Source organism: Kitasatospora sp. NPDC001095, assembly GCF_053598615.1.
Genome location: NZ_JBSFKQ010000003.1, coordinates 1 through 22,815, shown reverse-complemented (window position 1 = coordinate 22,815; position 22,815 = coordinate 1). Strand labels below are relative to the sequence as shown.

The 22,815-nt window shown below is 72.3% G+C and carries 21 protein-coding genes; 11 read left to right on the top strand and 10 right to left on the bottom strand.

Features of this window, described 5'->3' with window-relative positions; all coding sequences use genetic code 11:
• The first annotated feature begins 205 nt into the window (after positions 1-205).
• Positions 206-1,375 carry a sensor histidine kinase gene (locus ACWDBB_RS04060; protein ID WP_449788295.1) on the top strand — a complete coding sequence of 390 codons (1,170 nt, stop codon included), beginning with the start codon at positions 206-208 and terminating at the stop codon, positions 1,373-1,375.
• Between the two features lie 136 nt (positions 1,376-1,511).
• Here ACWDBB_RS04060 and ACWDBB_RS04055 read toward each other — a convergent pair whose 3' ends face one another.
• Positions 1,512-2,579 (bottom strand): S1C family serine protease, encoded by a 1,068-nt coding sequence (locus tag ACWDBB_RS04055; RefSeq protein ID WP_449788294.1) that lies wholly within the window; start codon positions 2,577-2,579, stop codon positions 1,512-1,514.
• Positions 2,580-2,821: 242 nt separating this feature from the next.
• On the opposite strand from ACWDBB_RS04055, the gene galE reads away from it, so the two are divergent.
• The gene (gene galE / locus ACWDBB_RS04050; RefSeq protein ID WP_449788121.1) at positions 2,822-3,808 is read left to right on the top strand and encodes a UDP-glucose 4-epimerase GalE; all 987 of its coding nucleotides are present in this window, start codon (positions 2,822-2,824) and stop codon (positions 3,806-3,808) included.
• Positions 3,809-3,849: 41 nt separating this feature from the next.
• Here the strand turns inward: galE and ACWDBB_RS04045 are convergent, their stop codons facing one another.
• Positions 3,850-6,222: an outer membrane protein assembly factor BamB family protein gene (locus tag ACWDBB_RS04045; protein WP_449788120.1), complete on the bottom strand. Its 2,373-nt coding sequence runs from the start codon at positions 6,220-6,222 to the stop codon at positions 3,850-3,852.
• Between the two features lie 449 nt (positions 6,223-6,671).
• Here ACWDBB_RS04045 and ACWDBB_RS04040 point away from each other — a divergent pair, with 449 nt between their 5' ends.
• Positions 6,672-7,319, top strand: a complete 648-nt coding sequence (locus tag ACWDBB_RS04040) for a TetR family transcriptional regulator (RefSeq protein WP_049651546.1) — start codon at positions 6,672-6,674, stop codon at positions 7,317-7,319.
• Positions 7,320-7,536: 217 nt separating this feature from the next.
• Here the strand turns inward: ACWDBB_RS04040 and ACWDBB_RS04035 are convergent, their stop codons facing one another.
• The 6 genes from ACWDBB_RS04035 to ACWDBB_RS04010 form a co-directional block, all read right to left on the bottom strand.
• Entirely contained in the window at positions 7,537-8,484 is a 948-nt protein-coding gene (locus tag ACWDBB_RS04035; protein ID WP_449788119.1) for a beta-ketoacyl-ACP synthase III, read from the bottom strand.
• Positions 8,485-8,606: 122 nt separating this feature from the next.
• Positions 8,607-9,893, bottom strand: coding sequence for a L,D-transpeptidase family protein (locus ACWDBB_RS04030; RefSeq protein WP_449788118.1), 1,287 nt, complete (start codon positions 9,891-9,893; stop codon positions 8,607-8,609).
• Between the two features lie 127 nt (positions 9,894-10,020).
• Complete coding sequence (gene mqnE, locus ACWDBB_RS04025; RefSeq protein WP_449788117.1) at positions 10,021-11,184, bottom strand: aminofutalosine synthase MqnE; 1,164 nt, start codon at positions 11,182-11,184, stop codon at positions 10,021-10,023.
• Between the two features lie 52 nt (positions 11,185-11,236).
• A complete protein-coding gene (locus ACWDBB_RS04020; RefSeq protein WP_392867594.1) occupies positions 11,237-12,199 on the bottom strand; it encodes a threonine ammonia-lyase in 963 nt (320 codons plus the stop codon).
• A gap of 3 nt (positions 12,200-12,202) precedes the next feature.
• Positions 12,203-12,661 carry an Lrp/AsnC family transcriptional regulator gene (locus ACWDBB_RS04015; protein ID WP_030055719.1) on the bottom strand — a complete coding sequence of 153 codons (459 nt, stop codon included), beginning with the start codon at positions 12,659-12,661 and terminating at the stop codon, positions 12,203-12,205.
• Between the two features lie 119 nt (positions 12,662-12,780).
• Positions 12,781-13,455: a UbiX family flavin prenyltransferase gene (locus ACWDBB_RS04010; protein WP_449788116.1), complete on the bottom strand. Its 675-nt coding sequence runs from the start codon at positions 13,453-13,455 to the stop codon at positions 12,781-12,783.
• A 114-nt stretch (positions 13,456-13,569) separates the two neighbouring features.
• On the opposite strand from ACWDBB_RS04010, the gene ACWDBB_RS04005 reads away from it, so the two are divergent.
• The 4 genes from ACWDBB_RS04005 (at position 13,570) to ACWDBB_RS03990 (ending at position 16,569) form a co-directional block, all read left to right on the top strand.
• Entirely contained in the window at positions 13,570-14,313 is a 744-nt protein-coding gene (locus tag ACWDBB_RS04005; protein ID WP_449788115.1) for a cyclase family protein, read from the top strand.
• 67 nt (positions 14,314-14,380) lie between these two features.
• Positions 14,381-15,100 carry an MOSC domain-containing protein gene (locus ACWDBB_RS04000; RefSeq protein WP_449788114.1) on the top strand — a complete coding sequence of 240 codons (720 nt, stop codon included), beginning with the start codon at positions 14,381-14,383 and terminating at the stop codon, positions 15,098-15,100.
• Between the two features lie 259 nt (positions 15,101-15,359).
• Positions 15,360-15,749, top strand: a complete 390-nt coding sequence (gcvH, locus tag ACWDBB_RS03995) for a glycine cleavage system protein GcvH (RefSeq protein ID WP_449788113.1) — start codon at positions 15,360-15,362, stop codon at positions 15,747-15,749.
• 64 nt (positions 15,750-15,813) lie between these two features.
• Positions 15,814-16,569 (top strand): alpha/beta fold hydrolase, encoded by a 756-nt coding sequence (locus tag ACWDBB_RS03990; RefSeq protein WP_449788112.1) that lies wholly within the window; start codon positions 15,814-15,816, stop codon positions 16,567-16,569.
• Between the two features lie 103 nt (positions 16,570-16,672).
• Here ACWDBB_RS03990 and mqnP read toward each other — a convergent pair whose 3' ends face one another.
• Together mqnP and ACWDBB_RS03980 are read right to left on the bottom strand one after the other, a co-directional pair.
• Positions 16,673-17,587: a menaquinone biosynthesis prenyltransferase MqnP gene (mqnP, locus tag ACWDBB_RS03985; RefSeq protein WP_449788293.1), complete on the bottom strand. Its 915-nt coding sequence runs from the start codon at positions 17,585-17,587 to the stop codon at positions 16,673-16,675.
• Complete coding sequence (locus ACWDBB_RS03980; protein ID WP_392867623.1) at positions 17,566-19,023, bottom strand: menaquinone biosynthesis decarboxylase; 1,458 nt, start codon at positions 19,021-19,023, stop codon at positions 17,566-17,568. Before ACWDBB_RS03980 ends, mqnP begins: the two co-directional genes overlap by 22 nt.
• Positions 19,024-19,115: 92 nt before the next feature.
• On the opposite strand from ACWDBB_RS03980, the gene ACWDBB_RS03975 reads away from it, so the two are divergent.
• From ACWDBB_RS03975 to ACWDBB_RS03960, 4 genes are all read left to right on the top strand, one after another.
• Positions 19,116-19,529 carry a PLD nuclease N-terminal domain-containing protein gene (locus ACWDBB_RS03975; RefSeq protein WP_449788111.1) on the top strand — a complete coding sequence of 138 codons (414 nt, stop codon included), beginning with the start codon at positions 19,116-19,118 and terminating at the stop codon, positions 19,527-19,529.
• A gap of 452 nt (positions 19,530-19,981) precedes the next feature.
• Positions 19,982-21,583 carry an acyl-CoA carboxylase subunit beta gene (locus ACWDBB_RS03970; RefSeq protein ID WP_449788110.1) on the top strand — a complete coding sequence of 534 codons (1,602 nt, stop codon included), beginning with the start codon at positions 19,982-19,984 and terminating at the stop codon, positions 21,581-21,583.
• An 86-nt stretch (positions 21,584-21,669) separates the two neighbouring features.
• The gene (locus ACWDBB_RS03965; RefSeq protein ID WP_392867631.1) at positions 21,670-21,879 is read left to right on the top strand and encodes an acyl-CoA carboxylase epsilon subunit; all 210 of its coding nucleotides are present in this window, start codon (positions 21,670-21,672) and stop codon (positions 21,877-21,879) included.
• Between the two features lie 220 nt (positions 21,880-22,099).
• Complete coding sequence (locus ACWDBB_RS03960; protein ID WP_449788109.1) at positions 22,100-22,711, top strand: ScbR family autoregulator-binding transcription factor; 612 nt, start codon at positions 22,100-22,102, stop codon at positions 22,709-22,711.
• Positions 22,712-22,815 lie beyond the last annotated feature (104 nt).

Genomic DNA, 22,815 nt, shown 5'->3' with positions numbered 1-22,815 from the left:
AGACGACCGCCGGACACCCCGGCGGACCTCCGGCACCCCCGCCCGGGGTGGGGTTAACCCCCGGCCGGGAAGATGTATCACCCCCATGGCCTGCACCGCCCGGCGTTCGGGAAGCTTGGTCCACCCGCACGACGAAGAGGGACGGTAGATCCGGATGAAGCCGCTGCACCGCGCCGTGGACGCCATCAAGGAGCAGGACGCTCGGATGGAGCGTCCGCCGCTGTACGGCACGAGGATGTGGCACCAGGTCGGCCGGCTGCTGCTCAACCTGCCGCTCGGCATCTTCGGCTTCGTGCTGGCGGTGACCACCCTGGCGGTCGGCCTGGGACTGTCGATCACCGTGATCGGCCTGCCACTGCTGGCCGGTGGCCTGGCCGTCTCCCGCTCCCTGGGCGCGCTGGGCCGGCAGCGGGCCCGGGTGGCGTACGGCTCCGGGATCGACGAGCCGGAGCCGGTGAAGCCGCGCCGCCCGGGGATGGTCGGCTACACCATCGCCCAGCTCACCGACCTGCTGAACTGGCGCTCGGCGCTCTACAACGTGCTGATGCTGCCGTGGGGCGTGCTCAGCTTCGCGCTGACCCTGGTCTCGGTGATCGTGCTCTGGCCGGTGCTGCCCTGGGTGGTCCGCGGGCTGGTGGCGGTCGACCGCATCCTGATCGAGTCGCTGCTCTTCCCGGGCGCCCTGGCCGAGCGGGTGCGCGAGCTGGAGGACGACCGCGGCACCGTGGTCGACACCGCCGCCGCCGACCTGCGCCGGATCGAGCGCGACCTGCACGACGGCGCCCAGGCCCGGCTGGTCGCGCTGGCGATGGACCTCGGCATGGCCAAGGAGCGGCTGCGCGAGGTGGAGAGCGAGGACGACATGGCGGCCGCCACCAGGATGGTCGACAACGCCCACGGCGAGGTGAAGCTGGCCCTCCAGGAGCTGCGCGACCTGGCCCGCGGCATCCACCCGGCGGTGCTCACCGACCGCGGTCTGGACGCCGCGCTGTCCTCGGTCGCCGCCCGCTGCACCGTCCCCGGCGGGGTCCGGGTGAACGTCGACCTGGCCGGCGCGGACGGGCAGCCCGAGCGCCCGGACTCGGCGGTCGAGGGCATCGCCTACTTCACCGTCAGCGAGCTGCTGACCAACGTCTCCAAGCACGCCGGCGCCCGCTCCGCCTCGGTCGAGGTCTGGCGCTCGGACGACCAGCTGATGGTGCTGGTCCAGGACGACGGCAAGGGCGGCGCGGCCCCCTACCCGGGCAGTGGACTGGCCGGACTGGCCGAGCGGATCCGCGCGGTGGACGGGGTCTTCCTGGTGGAGAGCCCCGAGGGCGGGCCGACCACCGTCACCGTCGAGCTGCCCTGGCGCACCCGCACCGCCCGCCGCTGACCGCCCCTCCCCCGGAACACGGCAAGGCGCCGGGACCCCGTCGTGGCAGAGACTGGGGTCCCGGCGCCGGTCCGGTACGGCACCCGGCCCGCTGAACCCTTGCGCGGCGTGCGGCCCGGTGTCCCCGTACCGGGGCTCAGGGCGAGGTCCGGGCGAGTGCCAGTTCGCCGAGGGTGACGGCGGCGGTCCTGGTCTCGCCGTTCCGGATGTACGTGACGGTGGTCTTGCTGCCCGGGCTGAGCGCGGCGAGCGCGGTGGTGAGCGCGTTCAGCGAGTCCACCTGGGTGTCGCCGATCTTGGTGATGACGTCCCCGACCTGGAGCCCCGCCGAGGCGGCCGCGCCGCCCGGGGTGACCGCCACGATGACCGCACCGGTGGGCTGGAACTGCTGGTTGAAGCTGGTCCGGGCGGTGATGCCGAGCGCGGCCCGGCCGGAGTTGGTGACCTTGCCCTGCTTGATCAGCTGGTCGGCGATGTTGGTGATGGTGCTCGCCGGGATGGCGAAGCCGATGCCGGGGGCGGCCGCGCCGTTGGTCTGCGGCTCGGTCGCGGCGAGCGTGTTGATCCCGATCACCTTGCTGTCCAGGTCGGCCAGCGCGCCACCGCTGTTGCCCGGGTTGATCGCCGCCGAGGTCTGCACCATGTTGCTGATCGTGGCGCCCGGCGACCCCGGCGCCTGGGGCTCGGAGACGGTCCGCCCGATGGCCGAGACGATGCCCTGGGTGACGCTGCCGGACAGGCCCAGCGGGCTGCCCATGGCAAGGGTGATCTGGCCGATCTGGACCTTGCTCGAATCGCCGAAGCTGGCCGGTTTGAGACCGCTCGGCGGGTTCTTCAGCCGGATCACCGCGAGGTCGGAGTCGGGGTAGCTGGCGACCAGGCCGGCGTCCAGCGCCGTGGTGCTGTTGGCGAGGGTCACCGTGAAGCCGGTCGCGGTGCCGACCACGTGGGCGTTGGTGACGATGTCGCCCTTGTCGTCGTAGACGATCCCGGACCCGAGGCTGTCTCCGGTGGTGATCTGCACCACGGAGGGCAGCACGTTGGCGATCACCGCCTGGTAGGCCTCCTGCAACTGGGTCGCGCCGTTCGTCGAGGCGGCCGGGGGCGAGGCGGTCGCCGGGGGCGAGGCGGTGGCGGCGAGGGTGGACGAGGAGGACGAGCCGCTGCTGCACCCGGCCGGCGCCAGCACGGCCACCAGCGCCATCGCGACGACTCCCGGCAGCCGCCAGCCCCGCGCCCACGGCCCGATCGGCCGCGGTCCGGCGGGCAGGGGGCTGGCGTGTTCCTTGTGACGGCGCACCTGGCTGCCTCCGATTCGTCACCGCGCCGAGCGGGCGCAGTCATGAACGCACGGAAATCCTTGTCAGCTTTTCACCGTTTTGTCCGCTTTGTTGTTCCGACTCGCCCGAACGTGGCGATCGAATCCGAGCGCCTAGGATTCGGGCCATGACTTGGTTGATCACCGGCGGTGCCGGATACATCGGCGGACACGTCGTCCGACAGCTGCTCGACGCCGGGGAGCGCGTCGCCGTCCTGGACGACCTCAGCACCGGCGACGCCTCCCGGCTCCCGGCCGGCGTCCCCCTGATCGAGGGCTCCACCCTGGACCGCGCCGCCCTGGACGCCGCGATCCGCGAGCACGGCGTCGAGGGCATCCTGCACTTCGCCGCCAAGAAGCAGGTCGGCGAGTCCGTCGAGCAGCCGTTCCTGTACTACCGCGAGAACATGATCGGCCTCCAGACCGTCCTGGAGGCCGCCGCCGAGGGCGGGGTGAAGCGTTTCCTCTTCTCCTCCTCCGCCGCGGTCTACGGCATGCCGGACGTCGACCTGGTCACCGAGTCCACGCCCTGCGCCCCGATGAGCCCGTACGGCGAGACCAAGCTGGCCGGCGAGTGGCTGGTCGCCGCGGCCGGCAAGGCCCACGGCATGTCCACCGTGGCCCTGCGCTACTTCAACGTGGCCGGCGCCGCCTCCCCCGAGCTCTCCGACGCCGGGGTGTTCAACCTGATCCCGATGGTCTTCGAGCGGCTCACCGCCGGCGAGGCCCCGCGGATCTTCGGCGACGACTACCAGACCCCGGACGGCACCTGCGTCCGCGACTTCATCCACGTCTCCGACATCGCCTCGGCGCACGTGGCGGCCGCCAAGCGGATGGCCGCCGACCCGGCCGGCGCGACCTCCCTGGTGCTGAACATCGGCCGCGGCGAGGGCGTCAGCGTCAAGGAGATGCTGGCGGTGATCGGCAAGGTCACCGGCTACGACACCGCCGCCGAGGTGACCCCGCGCCGCCCCGGCGACCCGGCCCGGGTGGTGGCCTCCGCCGACCTGATCCACCGGGAGCTGGGCTGGACCGCCCGTCACGACGTGACGGAGATGGTCTCCTCCGCGTGGGACGGCTGGTGCAGCCGCCACCCCGGGGCCCGCAAGGCCTGATCCGGCCCGACCCGGCCGACCGGCGGTGTCCGCCCCGCGCGTCAGCGGGCGGGCACCGCCGTTCCGTAGAAGGCGTCCAGCGCGTACACGCAGCGGTCCTTGGAGCCGACGAAGACCCGGCCGCCGACCGCCACCGGCGAGCCGGTGAGCTCGCCCTTGGTGCCGAGCTCCCAGCGCAGCTGACCGCTCGCCAGGTCCAGGGTGTGCAGCGAGTGGTCCCGGCTGCCCAGGTGGACCAGGCCGTCGGCCACCGCCGGGGAGCCGACGATCTCGCCGCGGGCGGTGTAGCGCCAGCGCTCACGGCCGGTGGCCGCCTCGAAGGCGTACAGCACCTCGCCGTTGCCGACCAGCACCATGCCGTCCGAGACCACCACCGGGTCGGCGCCCTGGCGGCGGCCGGTGACCCCGCGCCAGCGGTCCAGGCCGGTGGCCGCGTCCAGCGCGTAGACCGTGCCCAGGTAGTCGGCCACGTAGACCGCGTCGGCGTCCAGGGCGGGCGGGGTGAACAGCACCACCGGGGCCTCGAAGCGCCAGCGCTCGGCCCCGCTGGCCGCGTCCAGCGCGTACACCCGGGTGCCGGCCGACACGTACAGCACGCCGCCGCGCTCGACCGGGTGCGAGGGCACGTCCTCGCCGACCTGGAAGGACCAGCGCAGGCCCGCGCCCCGCGGGTCGACGCAGCGCAGCCGCCCGCCGCCGTAGTAGTAGGCGGCGCCGCCCACCAGGACCGGTCCCGACTGGGGGTTCTCGTAGTCCTGCTGGGCGTCGTCGGCGCGCCACAGCTCGGCGCCGTTGGCGGCCGAGCGGAGCTGGACGCCGCCGCCCCTGATCCCGCAGCAGAGCACGCCCTCGGCGGCGGAGAGCGAGTACACCCAGCCGTCCAGCGAGGTGCGCCAGCGCTCGGCGCCGTCCGCGGCGTCCACCGTGTACAGGTGGGGGCCGTCCGCGGCGTGCACCCGGCCGGCGTCCACCGCGAGCGCCCAGGCGACGTCCCGCGTCTTGTAGCGGCGCTCGCCGGAGGCGACGTCCAGCGCGTGCACCTCGAAGCTGGAGACGAAGAGCGTGCCGTCGGCGACCACCGGGGTGCCCCAGACGTCGTTGGACATCCGGAACCGCCAGGGACGCCAGCGGGCGACCGGCGGGGGCGGCGGGGTGGGGGCCCGGCGGACCCAGTCCGTCGTGGCCGGGGCGGTGTTCGGGCCCGGCTGCTCGTACTCGGCCCGGGGCCCCGGACCTATCCGCACCGAGGCGCCGGACAGCTGCACCTCGACGGAGCCGCCGGTCGGCGCCCGGTGCCGGTTCGGGTAGGCGACCTTCGCGGTCGGGATCTCGGCCTCGGAGGCCTGGCCCGGCCGCGGCAGGCTGTGCACCGGCCCGGCCGGCGGCTGCGCGTGCCGCCCGCCCGGGTTGGTGCGCGGGTCGGCCGGTGCCGGGTGCTGCGGCGGGAGGTGCGGGGGCGGCACCTGCGGGTGCGGGGGCGGCTGGGGCGGCGCGGCCGGCGGGCGCGGCGGCGGGGCGGCCGGGCGGCGGCCCCGCTTGCGCTCGATCAGCTCCAGCGCGTCGACCGGCAGCCAGTCCCCGGCCTCGCCGGAGGCGTCGTCCCGGGAGAAGAGGTGCGGGGCCAGCTCGGTCTGGATCTGCGCCGGCGTGGGCCGGCGCTCGGGGGCCTGCTGCATGCACGCGCGGACCAGGTCCATCAGCTCGGGCGGCATGCCGGTCAGGTCCGGTTCCTCGCGCAGCAGCTGGAACACCGTCTCGACCGGGTTGGTGCCCCGGTAGGGCGGGTGCCCGGTGGCGCAGAAGACCATCAGCGAGCCCAGCGAGAAGACGTCGCTGGCGCCCCTGACGGTCCGGCTGTCCCTGGCCTGCTCGGGGGACATGTAGGCGGGCGTGCCGACCGCGACGTTGGTCATGGTGAGCCGGGTGCTGGACACGCCGGCGGCGATGCCGAAGTCGATCACCTTCGGGCCGTCCTCGACCACCAGGACGTTGGAGGGCTTGAGGTCGCGGTGGATCAGCCCGGCCGCGTGGATGGACTGGAGGGCCTCCGCGATGCCGGCGACCAGCCAGCGGGTGGCCTCCACCGGCAGCGGGCCGCACTCCTCGACCAGGTCCTCCAGCGAGGGGGCCGGGATGTACGCGGTGGCCAGCCAGGGCACCCGGGCGTCCGCGTCGGCGTCCACCACGGCCGCGGTGTAGAAGCCGCCGACCGTCTTGGCCGCCTCGATCTCACGGGCGAAGCGGACCCGGAACAGCTCGTCCTCGGCCAGCTCACCCCGCACGGTCTTGATGGCGACCCGCCGCCCCGACGCGGAACGCGCCAGGTAGACCAGCCCCATCCCACCCGCGCCGAGCCGCCCCAGCACCTCGAAGGGCCCGATCCGCCTCGGATCGTGCGCCGTCAGCTGGTCCACTCCGCTGCCACCTCCCCGTTGTCCGCACCCGCCGCGTGGTGCCGGACCCGATTCTCCAATGCCGCCCCACGCATATCCAACCTCCCCCACCCGCCGGAACGCGCCGTTCGGGCCCGCACGGCGCCCCGGACAGGCCCCTGACCAGCGAGGACGGAACGGCCGGATCCTGACGCCCGCTCCGGGGCGGCTTGCGCGCGGAGCCGCGGACCGTCCACTTCCGGACGACCCCGCGATCCTCGGCCATCGTCACGCTCTGTCACCCGACCACCCCTCAGCGGACTCGCCGTCACGCTGTGAGGTCAAAAGCACACGGGGGGGCTTCAACAGGGGCTTCGAGGCCCGGTGAATATCCGTCCGAAGCGGTTCATGACGCTATAACCGACCCCCCGTGCGGAGTAATAGTCGCATCACCGAATCGCGCCAAGATCTTGCCACGGTAAGCTGACGGCATGACAGGACAAGTTCGCACCGTCGACGGTCGCGTCGCCGGGCGACGCGGACAGGAGACGCGGCAGAAGCTGCTCGATTGCCTCCGCGAGATGCTCAGCACGTCGCCCTATCGGGACGTCAAGGTCATCGACGTCGCCCGTATGGCGGGTACCTCCCCCGCGACCTTCTACCAGTACTTCCCGGATGTCGAGGGCGCTGTCCTCGAAATCGCCGAGGAAATGGCCAAGGACGCCGACCAGCTCAAAGAGCTGGTGGCCGGAAAGTCCTGGGCAGGGAAGTCCGGACCGACCACTTCGGAAGAACTGGTCGACGGATTCCTCGCCTTCTGGCGCAAGAACGACGCCATTCTCCGAGTGGTCACGCTCGGTGCCGCCGAAGGGGACAAGCGGTTCTTCAAGATCCGCATGACGGTCCTCAACGCGGTCGCCAAGCCGCTCGCCGAGGCCGTCAGGGAACTCCAGGCGAAGGGCCAGGCCGACAAGTCGCTCGACCCGAACGCCGTGGCCGGGGCCCTGGTCTCGCTGCTCGCCTCGGCGGCCGAGCACCAGAAGGCCTTCACCTCCTGGGGCGTCAAGGTCAAGGATCTCAAGCCCAACCTCGCTCCCCTGGTGTACCTGGGCGTCACCGGCAAGAAGGCGCCCAAGTAGGACCGTTCTCCGATCCACCATCCGCTCCGCGCGCAGCCCCGGCCTCCTGTCCGGGGTACGGCGGACGACGGCCGTGTCCTCGGGGGAGGTCCGCCGACGTACCCCACGCGCGCCAGACATGCCGGTGGGCGGGCACCCGCGACAGGGTGCCCGCCCACGGCGTGTTCGGGTCCGGATGCGCCGCGGCGCATCCGGGCGGCCTCACGGGGCCATGGCGTCAGGGGCAGCGCACCACCTGGCCGGCGTAGGCCAGGCCGCCGCCGAAGCCGAAGAGCAGGACCGGGTCGCCGGGCGAGAGCTCGCCGCGCTCGACCAGCTTGGAGAAGGCGAGCGGGATCGAGGCGGCCGAGGTGTTGCCGGAGTGGACCACGTCCCGGGCCACCACCGCGTCCTCGCCGAGGCCCAGCTTGCCGGCGATCGCGTCGATGATCCGCAGGTTGGCCTGGTGCGGGACGAAGCCCTTCAGCTCGGACGGGTCGATCCCGGCCCGCTCGCAGGCCTGGCGGGCCAGCGGGGCGAGCTGGGTGGTGGCCCAGCGGAAGACCGACTGGCCCTGCTGGCTGATCACCGGGTCCCAGCCGGTGATCACCACGGCGTCGCCCCGCTCCGGCTCCGAGCCCCAGACCACCGGTCCGATGCCGGGCTCGGCACCGTCCTCCTGGGCCTCGACCACCGCGGCGCCCGCGCCGTCGCCGAAGATCACGCAGGTGGAGCGGTCGGTCCAGTCGAGGGTGTCGGACATCCGCTCGGCGCCGATCACCACGGCGCGGCGGGCCGCGCCGGCCCGGATCGCGTGGTCGGCGGTGGCCAGGGCGTACGAGAAGCCGGAGCAGACCGTGTTGATGTCGTACGCGGCGGGCGAGCGCACGCCCAGCCGGGCGGCGACGGCCGCGGCGGTGTTGGGGCTGCGCTCGATCGCGGTGCAGGTGGCGACCACCACGAGGTCGACCTCGGCCGCCGTCCGGCCGCTGTTGGCGAGCGCCTTCTGGGCGGCCTCGGTGGCGAGGTCGACCAGGGTCTCGTCCTCGGCGACGTGCCGGGTGCGGATGCCCACGCGGGTGCGGATCCACTCGTCGTCCGTGTCGACCAGCGCCGCCAGGTCGTCGTTGGTGAGGACCTTGGGGGGCTGGTAGTGGCCGAGTGCCACAATGCGCGAACCGCTCATACTGCCATGGAACCGGGTTACCCGCTGGTCAGCATGGCATGACCGGTGACAGGATCCGCCCTCTCGATCTGTAGGAGGTCCACAAGGGCCCTTGCGGCGCCCGGGTTCCGCGTACGCCGAGGTCAGGCGGCCAGAGTGGGTGCGTCGCCCATCACGATGACCGGGTGGGCCGCCGGGTCCAGGGTGCGGATCAACTGGGCCATCTTGTCCTCGGGGATCGACACGCAGCCGTGGGTCGGGCCGTCGTGGTCCACGTGGAGCCAGATGCCGCCGCCCTTCTTGGGGCCCATCGGGCGGCGCGGGTCGAGCGGGGACTTGCCGGCGACGCGGTTGTAGTTGATCGCGACCACGTAGTCGAAGGAGCCCTCCAGCTGGTCGCCGAAGAAGCCCGTGCCGGAGACCACGAAGCTCGGGTCCTTGTCGTACGGGAGCTTGCTGCCCGGGTCCGCCTTGCGGCCGCCCGCGTCGGTGAGGCCGAAGACTCCGATCGGGCTGCGCAGGTCGCCCTCGTTGTGGTCGGTGGTCCAGCCGTTCTTGCCGTTGTGGCCCTGCCAGGTCTCGCCGGCCAGCCAGCGGCCCTCGGGGGTGCGGGTCCAGAGGGTGACGGTGTTCTTGTCGGTGTTCTTGTCCTGGCCGGAGGCGACCACGACCTGGGTGGTCTCGGCGGGGATCTTCGCGGTGAAGGTCGCGCCGAGGCCGGGTATCGCGGCGACCGAGCCGTCCGCGCGGGTCTGGCTGCGGTCCGCGGCCGGGGCGGCGGCCTGCCGGTTGGAGGCGGCCTGGACGGCCGCGGGGGCCGGGGCGGGCTGGTCGGGCTTGCTGACGCCCTCCGGCCCTGGGCCGTCGGCGGCGGCGATGCCGGGCTTGGCGTCGTCCTGGCCGACGGCGTACCAGCCGGCGGTGGCGGCGACCAGCAGCGCGGTGCCGGCCATCATGGCCTTGCCGTGACGTTTCTGCTTGGCCTTGCGCCGCCGTCCCCGGGCGGCCGCCCGGGGACCCGGCGCGGGAGCGACGGGCGCGACGGCGAGCACGACGGGCTCGGGCTCATAGGCGAGCGGCTCGTAGGCGACGGGCTCGTGGTGGACGGGCTCGTGCTGGACCGGCTCGTAGGCGACGGGCTCGTGGTGGACGGGCGCGGCAGCGGGCTCCGCCTCGTAGTAGACGGACTCGGAGAGCGGCTCGGCGACGGGCTCGGCCTGGTACGGCTGGTACTGCGGGTACGGCTGGTCGTACGTCTCGTAGTACCCGTCAGACGCCTGGCCGTACGGCTGGTACTGGCCGTGGTCCTCTTGCCGGACCGGCTGCCGGTACGGCTGGAAGCCCTCGTCCTGCTGGTGTGGCATCAGGTCGACCGGCTCCTGCGACGGCTGGTGCGGCGGGTACGCGGTGGCACGATCAGAACCGGACATGCCTTCGATCCTGCCAAACGCCGCACCCGTTGGTAAACCCGGGCCCCGTGCGGAGGCCGTGAAGACAACCGCCGCCCCGGCCTTCGATCGGCCGGGGCGGCGGGTGGATCCGCGCGGGTGGAGCGGGTCAGAGGCGCATCGCCTGCGGGGACTCACGGCGCATCGGGTCCGGGCCTTCGTACTCGCGGATGACCTCGTAGCGGGTGTTGCGCTCCACCGGGCGGAAGCCGGCGTCGCGGATCAGCCCGAGCAGGTCGTCACGGCCGAGCTTGTTCGGCGTGCCGAAGTTGTCCGCGTCGTGGGTGATCTTGTACTCGACCACCGAGCCGTCCATGTCGTCCGCGCCGTGGCTGAGCGCCAGCTGGGCGGTGGTGACGCCGTGCATCACCCAGAAGACCTTGACGTGCGGGACGTTGTCGAAGAGCAGCCGGGAGACCGCGAAGGTCTTCAGCGCCTCGGCGCCGGTGGCCATCTCGGTACGGGCCATCAGCCTGTTGCGCACGACGCCGTCCTTGGAGTCGTGGAAGTCGTGCTGGTAGCGCAGCGGGATGAAGACCTGGAAGCCGCCGGTCTCGTCCTGGAGCTCGCGCAGCCGCAGCACGTGGTCCACCCGGTGGCGGGGCTCCTCGATGTGGCCGTACAGCATGGTGGCGGGCGTCTTGAGGCCCTTGCTGTGCGCGAGGCGGTGGATCCGCGACCAGTCCTCCCAGTGGGTGTCGTGGTCGACGATGTGCTGGCGGACCTCCCAGTCGAAGATCTCCGCGCCGCCGCCGGTCAGCGACTCCAGGCCGGCGTCGATCAGCTCGTCCATGATCTCGTCGGCGGACAGGCCGCTGATCTTCTCGAACCAGTGGATCTCGGTGGCGGTGAAGGCCTTCAGCGAGACGTTCGGCAGTGCCGCCTTCAGCTCCCGCAGCGAGCGCGGGTAGTAGCGCCACGGCAGGGTCGGGTGCAGGCCGTTCACGATGTGCAGCTCGGTGAGGGACTCGCTCTCCATCGCCTTGGCGAGGCGGACGGCCTCCTCGATGCGCATCGTGTACGCGTCCTTCTCGCCCGGCTTGCGCTGGAACGAGCAGTACGCGCAGGACGCGTTGCACACGTTGGTCATGTTGAGGTGGCGGTTGACGTTGAAGTGGACGACGTCGCCGTTCTTCCTCGTCCGCACGTGGTGGGCCAGCCCGCCCAGCCAGGCCAGGTCGTCGCTCTCGTAGAGCGCGATCCCGTCCTCGCGGGTCAGCCGCTCACCCGCGTAGACCTTCGCCTCCAGCTCGCGCTTGAGCCCTGCGTCCATGCGGTGCCCCGCCTCCTCCGACATTCGTTTCCTTGCCGGAACGAGGTTACGCCTATGCCCGGAGCAGCTCGGCGAGCAGTGTCGGGTCGACGTTGCCGCCGCTGACCACGGCCGCCACCACCTGGCCCCCGGTCTCGGCGGCGCGGTGGAAGTAGGCGGCCGGGGCGACCGCCCCGGAGGGCTCGGCGACCAGCCGGCCGCGTCGGGCCAGCACGGCCACGGTGGCCCGGATCTCGTCCTCGGTGACGGTGACGATGTCGTCCACGTAGGCGGTGACGTGCTCGAACGGCAGCACGCCGAGCGACGGGGTGCGCAGCCCGTCCGCGATGGTCCGGTAGGTGTCGGCGACCGGCCACTCGACCAGGCGGCCGGCCCGCAGGCTGGCCCGGGCGTCGGCGGCCAGCTCGGGCTCCACGCCGATCACCCGGATGCCGGGGCGGGTGAGCTTGAGCGCGGCCGCCGTGCCGCCGATCAGGCCGCCGCCGCTGACCGGCACCAGGACGGTGTCCAGCTCGGCGGGGGCGTCCTCGGCGATCTCCAGGCCGACCGTGCCCTGCCCCGCGATGATGAACGGATCGTCGTACGGGGGGACCCAGACGTAGCCGTGCCGCTCGGCCAGCTCGGCGGGCAGGGTGTCCCGCTCCTGCGGCGCGACCAGGATCACCTCGGCGCCGAACGAGCGGGTGGCCTCGACCTTCACCGCGGGCGAGGTGTCCGGCATCACGATCACGGCCTTGATGCCGAGCGTCCTGGCCGCGTACGCCACCGCCTGCGCATGGTTGCCGCTGGACTGGGCGACCACGCCCCGGGCACGCTCGTCCTCGGTGAGCGCGGCGAGCCGGTTGTAGGCGCCGCGGGTCTTGAAGGCCCCGGTCGGCTGGAGGTTCTCGGGCTTCAGCCAGAGCCGCCGCTCCCCCTCGGCCGCCCAGGGGGCGGGAACCAGCGGGGTGCGCACGGCGACCCCGGCGATCCGCTGCCGAGCCGCGCGCAGCTCCTCCAGTCCGACCAGTGCCATGCGTCACTCTCCTACAGGAGGAAGTTCACTCACCCGGTTCTCCCACTTCGTGGAGAGTACGACGGTGGTGCGGGTCCTGGCCACGCCCTTCGTGCCCGAGATCCGCTTGACCACCGATTCCAAGCCGGCCACGTCGGCCACCCTGACCTTGAGCATGTAGGAGTCGTCGCCGGCGATGAACCAGCAGTCCTCGACCTCGTTGAGGTCCTTCAGCCGGAACGCGACGTCCTCGTGGTCCGCCGCGTCGGTGAGTTGAAGGCCGATCAGGGCCGTGACACCGAAGCCGAGCGAGGCCGGGTTGACCGTCGCCCGGTAGCCGGTGATGACCCCGGCCTGCTCCAGGCGGTTGATCCGGTCCGTGACGCTCGGGCCGGAGAGCCCGACCAGGCGGCCCAACTCGGCGTAGGACGCGCGGCCGTTCTCCCGGAGCGCCTGGATGAGTTGTCTGTCCACCGTGTCCATATACCGTCCGCGTCCTTCCGAACCTCTCCAGACCCACAGATCATTATCCGGATTCAAAGGCGCCTCGCGCCGAAAGACCCGGATATCGCAGAGAACATACTCTCCCGCCCTCGGTCTCCTTACTCCCCCTCAGCCGCAGTGCCCTCGCCGTCGGCCGTCTTGCGGGCGGCCGCCCCCAACTCCCCTTCCCAGCGCAGGTACAGGGAATGCGGCACGTCGACGGCGTCCAGCACCCGTCCGGCCACGAAATCCACGAGTTCGCGCACGGTGGAGCCGCCGGCGTAGAAACCGGGTGCGGCGGGCAGCACGACCGCCCCCTGTGCGTCGAGCTCCACCAAGTGCTTCAACGTCACCCCGTTGAGTGGTGTCTCGCGCACGCAGACGACGAGCGGACGGCGCTCCTTGAGGGTGACGCTGGCGACGCGCTGCAGCAGGTCCTTGCTCAGGCCGAGCGCGATCCCGGCCACCGCGCCGGTGGTCGCGGGCACCACGAGCATGCCCTTGGCCGGGTACGAGCCGCTGGACGGGCCGGCCGCGAAGTCCCCGGCGGGCCAGTAGCGGACGTCGTCCAGCCCCCGGTCGCTCCCGAGCCAGGCGGCGAGGTCGGCGCGCCAGTGGGCGTCCCGGAAGGAGATGCCGGTCTCGTCCAGGATGGTGAGCCGGGCGGCGCGGCTGACGATCAGGTCCACCGCCTCGCCGGCGGCCAGCAGCGCACGGATCACCGAGGCCGCGTACGGCGTTCCCGACGCCCCCGAGACCCCGACCACCCACGGCTGACGTTTCGCAGTTCCCATGGGGCATTTCTATCCGGCTCCGTCCGCTCCGCTCACCAGGGCCCTCGCGGCGGGCCGGGTGGCGCCGGGAACCGGGGGGTCCACGGGGTGGGCGGGGGCTGGGAGGATGGGCGCATGGCAGCGACCCTCGTCGACCTCACCCATCAGGTGACCACCGCGATGCCGGTCTACCCCGGCGATCCGGCCGTCCTGCTGGAGCCCGCGCTCACCACGGCCACCGCCGGGGTGAACGTGCTGGCCCTGCACCTCGGCTCGCAGTCCGGGACGCACGTGGACGCGCCGTACCACGTGGACGTCACCTGGCCGACCCTGGACGGGCTGCCGCTGGAGCGGTTCACCGGCCCGGCCGTGGTCGCCGACCTGCGCGGGCTGGAGCCCCGGACGGCCGTCACCCCCGAGCTGCTGGCGCCCGCACTGGAGCGGGCCGCCGAGGGCACCGTCCTGCTGCTGGCCACCGGCTGGGCCCGGCACTGGGGCACCGACGCCTACCTCGCCCACCCGAGCCTGACCCCGGCCGCCGCCGAGGCGATCGTCGCCGCCGGGGTGCGGACGGTCGGGGTGGACGCGCTCAGCGTCGACCCGACCCCCGACCCGGGCCCGGGCGATCCCGCGGTGGCCGCCCTGCTCGCCGACCTCACCGACGAGCACGACCACGGCACCGCCGACGAGCCCTCGCTCGCCGCGCACCGGGTGCTGCTGGGGGCGTCCGGCGGCGGGGTGATCGCCGAGAACCTGACCGACCTGCGGCCGCTGCTGGCCGCCCAGGAGGCCGGTCTGCCGGTGGAGGTCTCGCTGTTCCCGCTGCGGCTGGTCGCGGCGGACGGCGCGCCGGTGCGGGCGGTGGCCCGGCTGGGCTGACCGGGCGGTAACCCTTGCGGTACTTGGTCTAGACCATCCCCCGTCAACGCCAGTACGCTTTCCCGCCATGGCTGAGATCATCGGAGTGATCGAGCGACTCTGGCGCTACCCCGTGAAATCCGCCGGCGGCGAGCGGCTCGACTCCGTCGAGGTGGACGAGCGCGGCCTGGCCGGCGACCGCCTCTACGCCGTCCGCGACGCGGCCGGCAAGCTCGGCTCGGGCAAGAACACCCGCCGCTTCCGCCGGATGGACGGACTGCTCCGCCTCTCCGCCCGGCTCGGCCACCGGATCGACGGGCCCGAACTGTTCGACCCGCTCGGCCGCCCGGTCGACCGCCCGAACCCCTTCCTGCGCGCCTACCTCCAGCGCGAGGACGTCGAACTCGCCCGCGAGGACGCCGTCTCCCACTTCGACCGGCTGCCGGTCAGCGTGCTCAGCACCGCCACCCTGGACTGGGTCCGCGAGGCCGTCCCGTTCGCCGTGGTCGACGAGCGCCGGTTCCGCCCCAACATCGTGCTGCGCACCCCGCCCGGCACCCCGCCGTTCGTCGAGGACGCCTGGCTCGGCCGCCAGGCGTCCGGCGAGGCCCCCGGCAGCGCCCGGCTCTCCTTCGTCGCGTCCAGCGAGCGCTGCGCGATGACCGGCGCCCCGCAGCCCGGGCTGCCGCACGCGCCGGAGATCCTCAAGGCCGTCGTGCACGCCCACGACGGCCTGCTCGACGCCCTCGCCGAGGTCGCCGCCCCTGGCCGCCTGCGGGTCGGCGACCGGCTGCTCCTGATGGGCTGACGGGCGCCGGCCGACCCGTCGTCGCGCCCCCTTCCGGAGCCGCCGTGCCGCCGGCCCGCTTCGCCCCCGGCTTCCGGCAGGCGCTGTCCCGCCCGATCGCCCTCGGTCCGCTCCCCGAGCACGCCCCGGCCTTCGCCCGGCGCGACGCCTGATTTCACCCGATCGGGTGAGCTTGGCGGCGCAGGGGCGGCGGCTGTAGCAGGCTCCTCCTCGGACCTGTCGACCCGTCAGCTCCGATGCCGACTCCCCGGAGGCCGCCATGAGCACCATCCCGACGAACCTCAAGTACACCAGCGACCACGAGTGGGTGGAGACGGTGGGGAAGGACCGGGCCCGCGTCGGCATCACCGACTACGCCCAGAAGCAGCTCGGCGACCTCGTCTTCGTCGAACTCCCCTCAGTGGGCGACAAGCTCGAAGCCGGCCAGGTCTTCGGCACGGTGGAGTCGGTCAAGTCGGTGAGCGAGCTCTACGCGCCGCTGTCCGGGACGGTCGCCGCGATCAACACGGAGCTGAGCGACGAACCCGAGGTGCTCAACGGCGACGCGTACGGCGACGGCTGGATCATCGAGCTCACCGTGACCAAGGCCGACGAACTGAAGGACCTGCTCTCGGCGGCCCAGTACAAGGCCCTCGTCACCGAGGCGTAGCGGGCCGACCGCTCCCCGCGAACCGTCCGTTCGGGCGGGCGGATCGCGGGGAACGACCGTTGGCATGACGATCCCTCACCACCTGGTCGGCACCGGAGACCACCACGTCCTGGTCCTGCACGACTGGTTCGGCACCAGCGCGGGCTGGGGCCCGTTCCTCGACTACCTCGACGGCGACGCGTTCGGCTACGCCTTCCTCGACTACCGCGGCTACGGGCGGCGCAAGGACGTCCCCGGCGCGTACACGCTCGCCGAGATCGCCGCCGACGCGCTCGCCCTGGCCGACCAGCTCGGCTGGGACCGCTTCTCGCTGGTCGGCCACTCGATGGGCGGCAAGGCGGCCCAGCAGGTGCTCGCCGAGGCGCCGCTGCGGGTGCGCAAGCTCGTCGGGCTGGCCCCGGTGCCCGCCGGGCCGTACCAGCTGGACGAGGCCGGCGAGGCGCTGTTCCACGGCGCCGCCGAGGACCGGGAGAAGCGCTTCGCGATCCTGGACCTGGTGACGGGCCAGCGGGCCGGCCGGGTCTGGCTCGACCGCATGGTCGACCAGTCCCTGCGGCTGTCCACCCCCGAGGCCTTCGGCGGCTACGTCCGCGACTGGACGACGGCCGACCTGCGGCCCCGGATCGACGGCAACCCGGTGCCGGTGAAGGTGATCGTCGGCGAGCACGACCTCGCCCTCACCGCCGAGGTGATGCGCGGCACCTTCCTCGGCCACTACCCCAACGCCGAGTTGGAGGAGCTCGCCGGCAGCGGGCACTACCCGATGTACGAGGCCCCGGTGGCCCTGGCGGCGTCGCTGGAGGGCTTCCTGCACGGCTGAGACCGCCCCGGACGGGACGCGTGCCGCCCCGGTCGACCGAGCGGCCGGGGCGGCACGGCCGTCCGCCTGCCGCCCCGGTCGCTCGCTCGACCGGCCTCCGGGATCAGATCCCGAGCCCGCGGACGAGCAGGTCCACCAGGGCGAAGAAGAAGAGCGAGATCCCCACGAAGCCGTTCGTCTGGAAGAACGCCCGGTTGAGCTTCGAGAGGTCGTTCGGCTTCACGATGGTGTGCTCGTAGACGAACGCGCCCGCGACGACCGCCAGGCCGATCCAGAACGCCACCCCGGCGTCCGTCAGGACCGCGAACCAGCCCAGCAGGAGCGTCGTCAGGACGTGGCACACGCGCGCGCCCCGGATCGCCGCCGGCACCCCGAACCGCGCCGGCACCGAGCGCACTCCGTGCTCGCGGTCGGACTCGACGTCCTGGCAGGCGTAGACCAGGTCGAACCCGCCGATCCAGATGCCGACGGCCACGCCCAGCACCACCGCGTCCCAGGACCAGCTGCCCGTCACCGCGAGCCAGGCGCCGACCGGGCCCATCGCCTGGGCCAGGCCGAGGATCGCCTGCGGGAAGTCGGTGAACCGCTTGCCGTACGGGTAGACGACCATCGGCACCACGGCCACCGGCGCGAGCGCCAGGCAGAGCGGGTTGAGCATCGCGGCCGCGCCGAGGAAGACCACCAGCGCGACGGCCGAGCCGACGTACGCGGTCCTCAACGAGACCGCGCCGGTGACGAGTTCGCGCGTGGCGGTCCGCGCGTTCCGGGCGTCGATCTCGCGGTCGATGATCCGGTTCGCGGCCATCGCGAAGGTGCGCAGCCCGACCATGCAGACCGTGACGATGAACAGTTCGCCCCAGTGCACCCGCCCGTCCGCGAGGAACATCGCGGACAGCGCGGCGATGTAGGCGAAGGGCAGGGCGAAGACCGAGTGCTCGATCATCACCAGGCGCAGGAAGGCCTTCGTGCGCCCGGGGGTCTCGACGGCGGCCGTGCTCACAGTCCGTACTCCTTCCAGCGGCGCGACACCAGGGCGGCCGTGGCCGGGTCCGAGGACACCATCTCGGGCCAGCCGCCGTCCCGGGTGTAGCCCTCCTCGGGCAGCTTGCGGGTCGCGTCGATGCCGGCCTTGCCGCCCCAGAACTGCTGGTACGAGGCGTGGTCGAGGTGGTCGACCGGGCCCTCGACGACGGTGAGGTCGCGGCTGTAGTCGACGTTGCCGAAGGCCCGCCAGGCGACTTCCTGGTAGTCGTGCACGTCGCAGTCGGAGTCCACCACGATGATCAGCTTGGTCAGCGACATCATGTGCGCGCCCCAGATCGCGTGCATCGTCTTCTGGGCGTGCTTGGGGTACTTCTTGTCGATCGAGACGATCACGCAGTTGTGGAAGCCGCCGGCCTCGGGCAGGTCGTAGTCGACGATGTCCGGGATGATGATCTTCAGCAGCGGCAGGAAGAAGCGCTCGGTGAACTTGCCCAGCGGGCCGTCCTCCGTCGGCGGGCGGCCGACCACGATGGACTGGAGGATCGGCCGGCGGCGCATCGTCACGCAGTCGATCTTCAGCGCCGGGAACGGCTCCTGCGGGGTGTAGAAGCCGGTGTGGTCGCCGAACGGGCCCTCGGGCAGCATCTCGCCGGGCTCCAGCCAGCCCTCCAGGACCACCTCGGCGTCGGCCGGGACCTGGAGCGGCACGGTCTTGCAGTCGACCATCCGGACCCGCTCCCCGGCGATGAAGCCGGCGAAGAGGTACTCGTCGATGTCCCCGGGCAGCGGCGCGGTGGCCGCGTAGGTGACGGCGGGCGGGCAACCGAAGGCGATCGCGACCGGGAGGCGCTCGCCGCGCCTGGCCGCGACGGCGTAGTGGTTGCGGCTGTCCTTGTGGATCTGCCAGTGCATGCCGATGGTGCGGCGGTCGTGCCGCTGGAGCCGGTAGAGGCCCAGGTTGCGGATGCCGCTGTCCGGGTCCTTGGTGTGGGTCAGGCCCAGGTTGAAGAAGGAGCCGCCGTCCAGCGGCCAGGTGAAGAGGGCGGGCAGCTCGTCCAGGTTGACGTCGTCGCCGGTGAGCACGACCTCCTGCACGGGGGCGTCGCCGGACTTCACGTGCCGGGGCGGGACGTGCGCCATCGAGGCGAGCTTGCCGAAGGCGTCCCGGAAGCCGGTGAAGCCCTGCGGCAGCTCGGGCTTGAGCAGGCCGGCGATCTTCTCTGAGATGTCGTCCGGGCCCTTGAGGCCGAGCGCCTTGGCCAGCCGCCGCTCGGTGCCGAAGACGTTCATCGCCAGCGGCATCGACGAGCCCTTGACGTTCTCGAAGAGCAGCGCCGGGCCCTTGGCCTTCTGCACCCGGTCGACGATCTCGCCGATCTCCAGGTGCGGGTCCACCTCGGCCTTGATGCGCTTGAGGTCACCCTCGCGGTCGAGGGCGCGGAGAAACGAGCGGAGATCGTCGTATGCCATGCCTGTCAGTATCCGCCACCCGATAACCTGGCTCGGTCAAGGGCCCCTGGTAGGCGCCCGCCGCCGCCGTCGCCCGGGGGGAGATCCCAGCCGTGCCGAGGATTCTTCTGACCATCATCCTTCCGCTCGCGCTCTGGGTCTGGGCGTTCGTGGACTGTCTGACCACCCCCGAGGACGAGGTGAAGCACCTGCCCAAGGTGGTCTGGGTGCTGATCGTGCTGCTCTTCCCGCCACTGGGCCCGATCGCCTGGCTGATCGCCGGCAAGCAGCGCGGCTTCCTGCGGGCCGCGTCCGCCGGGGCCCGCACCGGGTACCCGGCCGACGACCGCCCCGGCCGCCCCGGCGGACGCCCGCTGGCCCCCGACGACGACCCCGAGTTCCTCGCCTCGTTGAAGAAGAACGACAAAGATCACGAGGACATGCTCAAGCAGTGGGAGGCCGATCTCCGTCGCCGCGAGCGGGATCTGCGCGACCGCGACGAACCCGAGGACGGCAGGAAGAGCTGATCGCGGCAGGTCCGCACGCTCGCCCGGACAGCCCACCCCCAGCACACGGGGTGGGCTGCGGTGTTTTTGGCGCTTCCCTACGACTCGCGACCCCCTCACCCCGGCGGCGGGCCCCCGACAGCCGGGCTTGAGCGGACCTTGAGCGCGCCACAAGAGGACCGACTTACAGTACCGGGAGACGGCCCTGACCTGCGCTTTTATTCATGCTCAGATCATCGGACCATCATCTGTTCGACAACCCCCGGTATCCAAGCGAACACCGAGCGCTCAGTGACCACACCGACCGCTTCTGTGCAGGCCTGACAGCTAAACGAACCCGACCTTGTACGGAATCGACGCCGAAACCAGCGCACGGCCCCTCGTACAGTCATAAGTGAAGAAAGTGATTCGCAGCCGGGGGCACAGCAGACGTTGGCTGTCGGACAGTTCCCTCACCCTTGGAGTGGTTCGAGATGACGGTTGTGCATGAGGCGCCGGTCGACGGCGAGGTTCCCGAGATTCCGGCCGACGCCCGCGGACGGGTCGCCGAGTTGCACGAGCTGCGCGAGAAGGTCCGCCGCGGCCCCAGCGACAAGGCCACCGAGGCCCAGCACGCCAAGGGCAAGCTGACCGCCCGCGAGCGCATCGAGCTGCTGCTGGACGAGGGCTCCTTCCAGGAGGTCGAGCCGCTGCGCCGGCACCGCGCCCAGGGCTTCGGCCTGGAGGCCAAGAAGCCGCACACCGACGGCGTGATCGTCGGCTGGGGCACCGTGCACGGGCGCACCGTGTTCACCTACGCGCACGACTTCCGGATCTTCGGCGGCGCGCTGGGCGAGGCCCACGCGCAGAAGATCCACAAGATCATGGACATGGCCATCGCGGCCGGCGCCCCGCTGGTCTCGCTGAACGACGGCGCCGGCGCCCGCATCCAGGAGGGCGTCACCGCCCTGGCCGGTTACGGAGGCATCTTCCAGCGCAACACCAAGGCCTCCGGCGTCATCCCGCAGATCTCGGTGATGCTCGGCCCGTGCGCCGGCGGCGCCGCGTACTCCCCCGCGCTGACCGACTTCGTCTTCATGGTCCGCGAGACCTCGCAGATGTTCATCACCGGCCCCGACGTCGTCCAGGCGGTGACCGGCGAGAAGATCACCCAGAACGGCCTCGGCGGCGCGGACGTCCACGCCGGCGTCTCCGGCGTCTCCCACTTCGTCTACGACGACGAGCAGTCCTGCATCGAGGAGGTCCGCTACCTCCTGTCGCTGCTCCCGCAGAACAACCGCGAGATGCCGCCCTCCGTCGTCAGCGACGACCCGGTCGAGCGCCGCAACGACAGCCTGCTGGACCTGGTGCCCGCCGACGGCAACCGCCCGTACGACATGCGCAAGGTCATCGAGGAGATCGTCGACCACGGCGAGTACCTGGAGGTCCACGAGCGCTGGGCCACCAACGTCCTGTGCGTGCTCGCCCGCGTCGACGGCCACGTCGTCGGCATCATCGCCAACCAGCCGCAGTCGCTGGCCGGCGTCCTGGACATCAACGCCAGCGAGAAGGCCGCCCGCTTCGTGCAGATGTGCGACGCCTTCAACATCCCGCTGGTCACCCTCCTCGACGTCCCCGGCTTCCTGCCCGGCGTCGACCAGGAGCACGGCGGCATCATCCGCCACGGCGCCAAGCTGCTCTACGCGTACTGCAACGCCACCGTGCCGCGCATCTCGCTCATCCTGCGCAAGGCCTACGGCGGTGCCTACATCGTGATGGACTCCCGCTCCATCGGCGCCGACCTGTCCTACGCCTGGCCGACCAACGAGATCGCCGTGATGGGTGCCGAGGGCGCCGCCAACGTCATCTTCCGCCGCGAGATCAACGCCGCCGAGGACCCGGACGCCATGCGCGCCCAGAAGATCAAGGAATACAAGAACGAGCTGATGCACCCGTACTACGCGGCCGAGCGCGGCCTCGTGGACGACGTCATCGACCCCGCCGAGACCCGCCAGGTGATCGCCTCCGCCCTGGCCATGCTCCGCACCAAGCACGCCGACCTGCCCAGCCGCAAGCACGGCAACCCGCCGATGTAGCGGAGCGGCTCCACCGCACGCGCGCACCGCAGCCTTCCGTACCGGCACCCACCTCAGACCACAGCAACCGGGGGAGAAACCAGGACATGACCGCTTCCGCCGAACCCCTCGTCCGCATCGTCCGCGGCAGTCTCACCGACGAGGAACTCGCCGCCCTGACCGCCGTCCTCGCCGCGCGCGCAGCCGTCGCGCAGCAGGCCGCAGCCGCCGCACCGGTCGAGCCGATCGCCAGCTGGCAGCGCCTGGAGCGCCGCCCGGCGTACTACTCGCCGTTCAGCTGGCAGCAGGCCGCCTGACGGTCCACGGCCCGAGCCGACGGCCGGTCACCCCACCCGGGTGGCCGGCCGTCGGCGTTCGCCCGGGGCCGGGCCGGCGGCGCCACCGCGTGGTCGGCCGGGGCCGGAAGGGCCCGCGGCGGGCTCGGTAGGATGCGTACTGGACGGCATGCGTCCGCCACCAGGTCCGCCCCCGTAGGATCGGCCGCTGCCGAGACCAGAACTTTCCAGGGAGGCTGCGATGGCCAGGCAGGCCCGCGCGCTGGCGACCCGCCAGGCGGTACTCCTCGCGGCGGCCGAGGTGTTCGACGAGCGGGGCTACGCCGCCGCCACCATGTCCGAGATCCTGGACCGCGCCGGCGTCACCAAGGGCGCGCTGTACTTCCACTTCCGCTCCAAGGAGGAGCTGGCGCTCGCCGTCATCGAGGGCCAGGGCATCTTCATCTCCGGCTGGTCACCGGCCTCGGACAGCCCGGTGCAGAACCTGATCGACCTCGCGTACGCCTTCGCCCGCGCGCTCCAGACCGACCCGCTGGTGCGCGGCAGCATCCGGCTGACCATCGAGCACGGCAGCTTCACCCAGCCGCAGCTCGCGGCCTACCAGGGCTGGATGGACATGGTCCGCGAGCTGCTGGCGCGCGCCCAGGAGGCCGGCGAGCTCCACCCGGGGATCGACCTGACCGCGGCCTCCGGGGTGATCACCGGGGCCGTCACCGGCATCCAGCTGAGCTCCCAGGTGCTGACCGACCGGCAGGACCTGATCCAGCGGCTGGCCGACCTCTGGACGCTGCTGCTGCCCGGCCTGGTCCAACCGCACGCGCTCGCCCGGCTGAGCGTCGCCGAGCGCGGCTGAGCGTCGCCGAGCGTCGCCGGGCTACCGGCTCTGATCGGGGGGCGCGGGCGGGCGGGGGAGGCGCGAGGCCCCCCCCCCGGGGCCGCGCGCCCCCGGCCGGCGCG

Coding starts and splice junctions, on each gene's coding strand:
- ACWDBB_RS04060 (WP_449788295.1), top strand. CDS start 206: ATGGAGCGTCCGCCGCTGTACGGCACGAGGATGTGGCACCAGGTCGGC.
- ACWDBB_RS04055 (WP_449788294.1), bottom strand. CDS start 2,579: ATGGCGCTGGTGGCCGTGCTGGCGCCGGCCGGGTGCAGCAGCGGCTCG.
- galE (WP_449788121.1), top strand. CDS start 2,822: ATGACTTGGTTGATCACCGGCGGTGCCGGATACATCGGCGGACACGTC.
- ACWDBB_RS04040 (WP_049651546.1), top strand. CDS start 6,672: ATGACAGGACAAGTTCGCACCGTCGACGGTCGCGTCGCCGGGCGACGC.
- ACWDBB_RS04035 (WP_449788119.1), bottom strand. CDS start 8,484: ATGAGCGGTTCGCGCATTGTGGCACTCGGCCACTACCAGCCCCCCAAG.
- ACWDBB_RS04030 (WP_449788118.1), bottom strand. CDS start 9,893: ATGTCCGGTTCTGATCGTGCCACCGCGTACCCGCCGCACCAGCCGTCG.
- mqnE (WP_449788117.1), bottom strand. CDS start 11,184: ATGGACGCAGGGCTCAAGCGCGAGCTGGAGGCGAAGGTCTACGCGGGT.
- ACWDBB_RS04020 (WP_392867594.1), bottom strand. CDS start 12,199: ATGGCACTGGTCGGACTGGAGGAGCTGCGCGCGGCTCGGCAGCGGATC.
- ACWDBB_RS04015 (WP_030055719.1), bottom strand. CDS start 12,661: ATGGACACGGTGGACAGACAACTCATCCAGGCGCTCCGGGAGAACGGC.
- ACWDBB_RS04010 (WP_449788116.1), bottom strand. CDS start 13,455: ATGGGAACTGCGAAACGTCAGCCGTGGGTGGTCGGGGTCTCGGGGGCG.
- ACWDBB_RS04005 (WP_449788115.1), top strand. CDS start 13,570: ATGGCAGCGACCCTCGTCGACCTCACCCATCAGGTGACCACCGCGATG.
- ACWDBB_RS04000 (WP_449788114.1), top strand. CDS start 14,381: ATGGCTGAGATCATCGGAGTGATCGAGCGACTCTGGCGCTACCCCGTG.
- gcvH (WP_449788113.1), top strand. CDS start 15,360: ATGAGCACCATCCCGACGAACCTCAAGTACACCAGCGACCACGAGTGG.
- ACWDBB_RS03990 (WP_449788112.1), top strand. CDS start 15,814: ATGACGATCCCTCACCACCTGGTCGGCACCGGAGACCACCACGTCCTG.
- ACWDBB_RS03980 (WP_392867623.1), bottom strand. CDS start 19,023: ATGGCATACGACGATCTCCGCTCGTTTCTCCGCGCCCTCGACCGCGAG.
- ACWDBB_RS03970 (WP_449788110.1), top strand. CDS start 19,982: ATGACGGTTGTGCATGAGGCGCCGGTCGACGGCGAGGTTCCCGAGATT.
- ACWDBB_RS03965 (WP_392867631.1), top strand. CDS start 21,670: ATGACCGCTTCCGCCGAACCCCTCGTCCGCATCGTCCGCGGCAGTCTC.
- ACWDBB_RS03960 (WP_449788109.1), top strand. CDS start 22,100: ATGGCCAGGCAGGCCCGCGCGCTGGCGACCCGCCAGGCGGTACTCCTC.